General features: G+C 68.1%; 7 protein-coding genes and 1 pseudogene. 1 reads left to right on the forward strand and 7 read right to left on the reverse strand.

All coding sequences use genetic code 11. From position 1 onward, the window contains the following. A pseudogene (locus AB0J09_RS53035) lies at positions 1 to 202 on the reverse strand (AI-2E family transporter); the annotation flags it as partial. A gap of 320 nt (positions 203 to 522) precedes the next feature. Between AB0J09_RS53035 and AB0J09_RS53040 the strand changes: the two are divergent. Continuing rightward, the gene (locus AB0J09_RS53040; RefSeq protein WP_360709659.1) at positions 523 to 1,335 is read left to right on the forward strand and encodes a YihY/virulence factor BrkB family protein; all 813 of its coding nucleotides are present in this window, start codon (positions 523 to 525) and stop codon (positions 1,333 to 1,335) included. A 1,073-nt stretch (positions 1,336 to 2,408) separates the two neighbouring features. Here AB0J09_RS53040 and AB0J09_RS53045 read toward each other — a convergent pair. From AB0J09_RS53045 to AB0J09_RS53070, 6 genes are all read right to left on the reverse strand, one after another. Then, the gene (locus AB0J09_RS53045) at positions 2,409 to 3,140 is read right to left on the reverse strand and encodes a VC0807 family protein (RefSeq protein ID WP_360709661.1); all 732 of its coding nucleotides are present in this window, start codon (positions 3,138 to 3,140) and stop codon (positions 2,409 to 2,411) included. Positions 3,141 to 3,357: 217 nt separating this feature from the next. Continuing rightward, positions 3,358 to 3,714, reverse strand: coding sequence for a DUF1206 domain-containing protein (locus tag AB0J09_RS53050; RefSeq protein ID WP_360709663.1), 357 nt, complete (start codon positions 3,712 to 3,714; stop codon positions 3,358 to 3,360). A gap of 43 nt (positions 3,715 to 3,757) precedes the next feature. After that, positions 3,758 to 4,531, reverse strand: coding sequence for a SigB/SigF/SigG family RNA polymerase sigma factor (locus AB0J09_RS53055; RefSeq protein WP_360709665.1), 774 nt, complete (start codon positions 4,529 to 4,531; stop codon positions 3,758 to 3,760). A gap of 127 nt (positions 4,532 to 4,658) precedes the next feature. Beyond that, positions 4,659 to 5,129, reverse strand: a complete 471-nt coding sequence (locus AB0J09_RS53060; RefSeq protein ID WP_360709668.1) for a hypothetical protein — start codon at positions 5,127 to 5,129, stop codon at positions 4,659 to 4,661. 6 nt (positions 5,130 to 5,135) lie between these two features. Next, positions 5,136 to 5,738, reverse strand: a complete 603-nt coding sequence (locus tag AB0J09_RS53065) for a hypothetical protein (RefSeq protein WP_360709670.1) — start codon at positions 5,736 to 5,738, stop codon at positions 5,136 to 5,138. A 240-nt stretch (positions 5,739 to 5,978) separates the two neighbouring features. Continuing rightward, positions 5,979 to 6,290 (reverse strand): hypothetical protein, encoded by a 312-nt coding sequence (locus tag AB0J09_RS53070; protein ID WP_360709672.1) that lies wholly within the window; start codon positions 6,288 to 6,290, stop codon positions 5,979 to 5,981. Positions 6,291 to 6,327: the final 37 nt, after the last annotated feature.

Genomic DNA, 6,327 nt, shown 5'->3' on the forward strand with positions numbered 1-6,327 from the left:
CACACTCTTCCCCTACCCGACGCTCTACCGATCTCTGGTGCCGGGTGAGCGGGAACAGCAGCGCGGTCAGCAGCTGGGCGACCGCCACCGGCAGGGCGACGATGCGCATCGTCGCCACGAAGCCGAACACATAGTTGGCCACGATGCCGATGACGATCAGACACGCGCACCACGCGGCCACCCTCGCCAGCGTCGCAGGCACTAACCGCAACAGGCGCTCCTGAGGTGAATCCATGCACGGGAAACTTCCCCACCGGGCGGGGATAGGCGCGCTTTCAAGCTTCAAATCAGGGAAATGTTTGGAAAAATAGAAAGTGCGTCACGGGTAGGGTCATTCCGCCCTACCAGCTTCCTCACAACGGCACGGTGAGCCATCTTCTGTGACACGACCGCGGCGCGCGATCACGGCCGCATTCCGCCAACGTACCGGCCCCGGCCATGAGCGCCGCCCGGCGCTGGGCCGGCCGGATGGCGACAGGCTGGAACCGCGCGAGGAGCCGGCACGGCTGGTTGGATCACACGGTGCGCGCCCTGATCCGCTACGACAAGGCCGACGCCGGCCGGCTGTCGGCCGCCCTCACCTACTACGCCTTCTTCGCCACCTTCGCCTTGGGCCTGCTGGGGTTCGCCATCCTCGGTCGCATCCTGGACTATCCGGCGGCGCTGGCCGAGGTGCAGCGCTACCTGAGCGACACCTTCCCGCGCCTGGACGTCCAAGCGCTTCGCAATGCCGGGGGAACGGCTGGGCTGGTGGCCTGCGTGGTGCTGCCGCTGACGGGCTTGTTCTGGATGGACACGCTGCGCTCGGCGACCAGGGCGATCTGGCGGCTCGAGGAGTATCCGGGCAATTTCTTCCTGCGCCAGATCATCGACCTGGGCGTGGTGGCCGGGCTCGGGGTGCTGCTGTCCCTGTCGCTCACTGTCGCCTTCGTCGCCGAGTGGGTGCTGACCTGGCTTGCGGTGAACACTGTGGGTGTGGACGCCGCCCCCGCCCGGTGGGTGTTGTCGGTGGCGGCCTTCGTGCTGGGCATCGGCATCAACACCTTACTGGCCATGGCGCTGCTGACCGCGCCACCACGGCTGCATTTGCCGCTGCGTCGGGTGATCGGCCCGGCGCTCGTCATCACGATCGGTCTGGAGATCCTCAAGACCCTCGGCCAAGCCCTGCTCAACCTCACCGCCGCCAATCCCGCCTACCAGGTCGTCGCCGGAGCGGTGGCGATGCTGCTCTTCCTCAAAGTGCTCAACCAGCTCATCCTGTTCGCCACCGCGCTGGCGGCCACCAGCTCCACCGGCGATGTCACCGACCTGGCCACTCGGTCAGATCCGCCGTGACCTCGAGGTGTGCCACCACCCGGACGGCCACTCCCGGCCCCGCCTGTACCTTCGTCGCGACTCCACACTGCCCCCGCACCGCCCCCCACCGCCCCTGCCGAAGTTGCTCGGTGTCTGTATGAAGGCCAAGGATGATGTCCCACGGAAGGGACGGCGGTTCCGCCGAGCACTTCACCGTCTCGATCGGCTTGCACCGACTTCATCGTCGCGCGCGTGGCCGGCGAGCTCGACTACAAAAGCACCTGCCCCCACGATGCTCGGCTACAGCCCTCAAGCCACCACACGCCAGGCCGCACTCGCCGGATCACCTTGGAGCGGTTACGCCACCGGAGACCACACAAAGTGACCATCAATCTTCCCGCACAAACGAATACAGACCACGGGTGCCACGATATGAACACGGCCTGCCGGACCGCTTCTTGCCTTTCCCCCTGGAAAGGGGGTGTTCACGAGCTGGGCCGGCCTGGGATGGAGGAGATGTCGAGAAGATCGCTTCCCGAGGAGACAATGATCGTTTCCTGCATGCGCGTCCGAGCCCTACCCTGGCGCGTAGGAGCCCTGAACGCCGGCTCCTACTGTTCTCCAGCACGATCGCGTCGGCTACTGGCCTCGCCCGGCTCCTCTTTCCGGCGTACCTGATTCACCCTCTCGCCGGGCCGAAGCACGAAGAGCCGCTGCAATCCACGCGAAGAGCGCAGGACCCTCCTCGCCCGTACTGGGCGGGGTCTCGTTGATCAGGGCCACCAGAGGCAGGTACCTGCCATGAGTGGCGTACCGGGCCTCCTCCTGGGAATCTTCGCGTTGGATCGTCTCGAGCAGCAGGAAGGCCGCGGCCAATCGATCACGTGACTCGGCCGTGGCCTGCCCGCCGAAGACCTCGGCGGTCGCGTTCGCCATGCGAACGACCAGCTCCTCTGCCCGTGGAGAGCCCGCCGGCAGCCCAAAACGATATGCCTCCAGGACCCCCTCCCCCATCTTCATCCCCTCCCTGTTGAGCGTCTCGGGCAGGTAGGAGCTGGCAGCTTCGTGGGGGAGGACCTGCCAGGGGAGCCGGACTGTACGGTGCTGCCGTGTTAGCGGCAGTGGTCGGTTCTGGTCTGGAGGCCGAGACGGCGGAGCGCCCGCAGGAAGAGCGTCACCGAGCAGGTGAAGGCGAGCACGCTGATGAGCGCGACGGTGATGGGGCGGACGAGCAGGTAGGTGCCGAGCGTGGCGGACAGCAGCAGCCAGATGCTCAAGGTGGCGTTCGCCAACAGGACCAGCGCCCACAGCAGGGTGAGCTGGACGAAGCAGCGGCGGATGCGCTCATGCGCCATGACAGCTTGGGGGAGCCGAACGTATTCGCCGATCAGTTTGCCGACCAGCGGGCGGCGCAGCCATACCGAGGCAAGGAACACCATGCTGAAGCAGATGGTGCCCAGCTCGGGTTGCAGGAAGTAGATGATCGCGCTGCCGCTCCAGGCCGCCAGCGAGACGCGGACGGTGATCGCGACGGTGGCAAGGATCATGCTCGGGGAAAGGGGGCGGCCACGCAGCCGCCGCCAGGCCAGGCTGCCGTAGGCCCAGGCGAGCACTGCGGCCAGTGCGCCGTTCAGGCCGAAGGCGGCCAGCGCGGTGTAGGACAGCGCGAGCGGGATGATGACCGCCTCTAGCAGGCGTGGTATGGCCTGTCTGGCCAGTGATTTCAGGCTGGGAAAGGCCACCAGCGCCGAGCCCGCTAGCACCGGCCCGGCGGGACCGGCCACGGGCGGGGACGAGCTGCTGGTGCCGGTGCCGGTGCCGGTGCCGGCCTGGATGGTGGCCACGACGTCCCCCAAAGACCTGAAGAGGCCTTGGCCGGGGTGTGCTGCGAGCAGCCGGGCGCCCGAGCATCCATGCGGCTCACCGCCTCAGGCTGGCAGCCGGACACCTCTCAGTCAACGCCCCTCGCCGCCGTGCGGATACGGGCGAAGTCAGAAAGGCTCATCGTCGCCGCCGATCACCAACACCCGCCCGGCGGCGCTTGCGGGGATTGAGCGCCGGTCAGCGCGAGGGCGGCGCGGGCCAGTGATGCCAGCCGCTTGACGGCCGTTCTCCCGTTCGGGCTGGCCTGCCCGTAGGCACCTCGGCCAGCCGCCACAACGCCAGCCCGGCGAAACTGATGGCGACCAGCCATAAGACGATGAACCCACCGGGATAGGCGACGACGGCGTGCATCGTTCCTGAGGCGTCGGCCGCCTCACCGCCGACACAGAGGGCTACACCGATCTGTACCGTCAGCACGCCGATCAGCCGGTAGTTGACGCCGCACGCCACGAACCCCGCCCGGGCCGGCCACTCCAGCCAGCGGCTTGAGGCCGCCTGGCGGCCCGCGGACTTGACGTCGCTCTTCACCTTCATCACAGCCCTCCAGATGTGGCCAGTCGCTCGGTCAGTCGCTCGGTTAGTCGGTCAGTGCCGTGCGTAGCTGGCCCAGGACGTTGCGCAGGATGCGGGAGACGTGCATCTGGGAGAGTCCGATCTCGGCGGCGATCTCTGCTTGGGTGTGGTTGCCGTAAAAGCGCAGCAGCAGGATGTGCTTCTCGCGCGTGGGCAGGGCGTCGATGAGCGGCTTGACGGACTGCGTGCCGATGAGGGTGTCCAGTGCTTCGTCGGTGCAGGGCAGGATGTCGGCCAGGCTGGCGCGGTGGCCGTCGTGGTTGTCGAAGGGGGCGTCCAGCGACAGGGCGCTGTAGGCGGTCGAGGCGTCCAGCGTCAGCAGGACGTCTTCCTGCGACAGACCCATTTCGGCCGCCAGTTCGGCGACGGTCGGCGAGCGGCCCAGGGCCTGGCTGAGGTCGGCGGACAGCCTGATCAGCTGCGAGCGGCGTTCCTGGTGGACGCGGGGAACCCGGATGGCCCACGCGCGGTCCCGGAAATGGCGTTTGACCTCGCCCGCTATGGTGACGGTCGCGTAGCGGCGAAAGTCGTGGCCGAGGCCGGCGTCGAACCCGTTGATGGCCTTGATCATGCCGACGTAGGCGGCCTGCAGGAGGTCTTCCATGGGTTCGCCCCGGTTGCGGTAGCGGCGCGCGAGGGCTTTGGCCATCCAGGCGTGTGTCTCCACCAGCCGCTCACGCAGCCGGATCTTATGCGACTCTGGGGTCTGCGGCCTGACCATTTCGACCAGGAGTTCTTCGGCGGTCATCTGCTCCAGAGGAATGTCCAGGACGGCCATCTGTTTTTTCCTTTGTTTCCGGTGCCGCGCAGCCGCCCACCGGCCGGCCGATGGGCAAGGGCGGTCAAGCCGGCGGGACGTGCAGGACCGCCGACGTCAGCGTTCACCCTGTCGGCATGGGCGGGGATTAGCGGGTCGCCTGCTCGTCGGCGAGTGGCAGCAGCCGGTGCATGACGTCGCGGTAGGAGCGCAAAGCCAGTCTCAGCTGCTCGGTGTCGTGGTGCCGGGTGTTCTTCCAGAGGTCCTGCAGCTCACGGATGCGGCTTTCCAGCGCCTGGTGGACCGAGGCCGCCATCTCGTCCAGGAGCGAGGCGGCGCGTTGCACCGCATCGCGGGGATCGTCGACGAAACGTGCCTGAAGGTCGTGCCAGCGGTCCTGGACATCGGCCGGGTCGCTGCCGAGCAGAGACACCGCGAGTGCGGGCGATGCGGGTGCGGGTGGTCGCTGGTCCGTCTGGTCGGAGACGACCTGGTCAGACGGTGTCGCCGGCTGGGCGTCGTTGTCGTGCTTGTCGACGGGTACGGGCCGCAGCGGGGGTGTGTCGGCGAATTCGTCGAGGCGCTCATCAAGGCGTTCGGGGTCGTTGCGGATGTCCATGTCGAGTCACCTCTGCTGGGAGTCGTCGGCCAGTGCTGGTTGCTCGTGGCGGGCTTCGGCCGGTTGGGGGTGGTGCCCGCCGTCGTCGAGGAGTTCCTCGAACAGGACGCGGTAGTGCACCATGGCCTGCCGCAGGTCCTCGGTGGAGGCCTCGCCGGAGGTGGCGCACCGCCTGACCTCGTGGGCTTGGCGGTAGTGGTGCAGGGTACGGCCGTGCACCACCGACAGGTCCGCCAGCTGCTGCCGGAAGTCTTCGGTGGGATATCCGCGCTCGGCCATGACGGCCGTGACCAGCTCGTCGGCCTCGGTGACGGCGGGACCTGGGGCGTCCACGAACCGCTCTTGGAGCGTGGTCCATTGCCCGGCGTAGGTCTGCCGGGAGGCGGGGGTGAGCGGCGTGATGTCGAGGGTGGCGAAGCGTTTCTCCCGGGCGCGCAGCTCCTGCTCGGCCTCACCGCGACTGTCTTGTTCGTTCAGGGTGTGCTCGTATTCGGGGCCGAAGCGCCGGTGAAGGCCTTGCCGGCGCTGGCGCAGCAGGACGTAGCCGATGGCCAGCGCCAGGATCACCGCCACAGCGACGGCCGCCCAGAGAATGGTCACGATGGACATGTATGCCTCCTGCAGATGTCGATGCCTTCGCGCGAGACTGGTGAGGACGGGGCAAAGGCAGCGGGTTGGGACGTCGGTTGATGACCGGCCGCTGCACGCCGATACTGGCGTGCCGACCGTTCCTGACCGCCCAGCCAGGGCGGCCACGGGCGGACCGGCCACCCGCCAGAACGGGCGGGCCGTACCGCACGGCTTCGTATCGGATGCGGTCTCCGAGACGGCCTTGGCGCTTCCCCTCTTTCAGAGACGACGATCGTCCGGGGCCCGGCGGATACCACCCGGCCTGCCGTCACCGCCGGGTGGATCGACCAGGGTGGGTGGCGGCCGGTCGTCGATGCGGTCGTCGATGACATCCTGGAGGCTGCGGACCGTCGACTGACTCCAGCGTGACCTGGTGCGCAGCAGGGGCAGCAGCAGCCCGACGCCGCCGCCGAGCATCAGGATGACACCGACAATGCGCGGGTCGACGCCGCCCACCGAACCGTCCGCCAAGGCGAAGGTGAGGACGGCGCCGACGACGATGACCGCGATGGCTGCGGCGATGGGCATCACGCCTCACCCCCGCCGCGGCAGGCGCGTGAGCTCGGGG

It is taken from the genome of Nonomuraea sp. NPDC049784 (assembly GCF_040659615.1).
In the GTDB taxonomy this organism is placed as follows: domain Bacteria; phylum Actinomycetota; class Actinomycetes; order Streptosporangiales; family Streptosporangiaceae; genus Nonomuraea.

Bases quoted from the DNA above. Each gene is read 5' to 3' on its own strand.
- AB0J09_RS53055 (WP_360709665.1), bottom strand. From the start codon at position 4,531: ATGGCCGTCCTGGACATTCCTCTGGAGCAGATGACCGCCGAAGAACTC.
- AB0J09_RS53050 (WP_360709663.1), bottom strand. From the start codon at position 3,714: ATGAAGGTGAAGAGCGACGTCAAGTCCGCGGGCCGCCAGGCGGCCTCA.
- AB0J09_RS53065 (WP_360709670.1), bottom strand. From the start codon at position 5,738: ATGTCCATCGTGACCATTCTCTGGGCGGCCGTCGCTGTGGCGGTGATC.
- AB0J09_RS53060 (WP_360709668.1), bottom strand. From the start codon at position 5,129: ATGGACATCCGCAACGACCCCGAACGCCTTGATGAGCGCCTCGACGAA.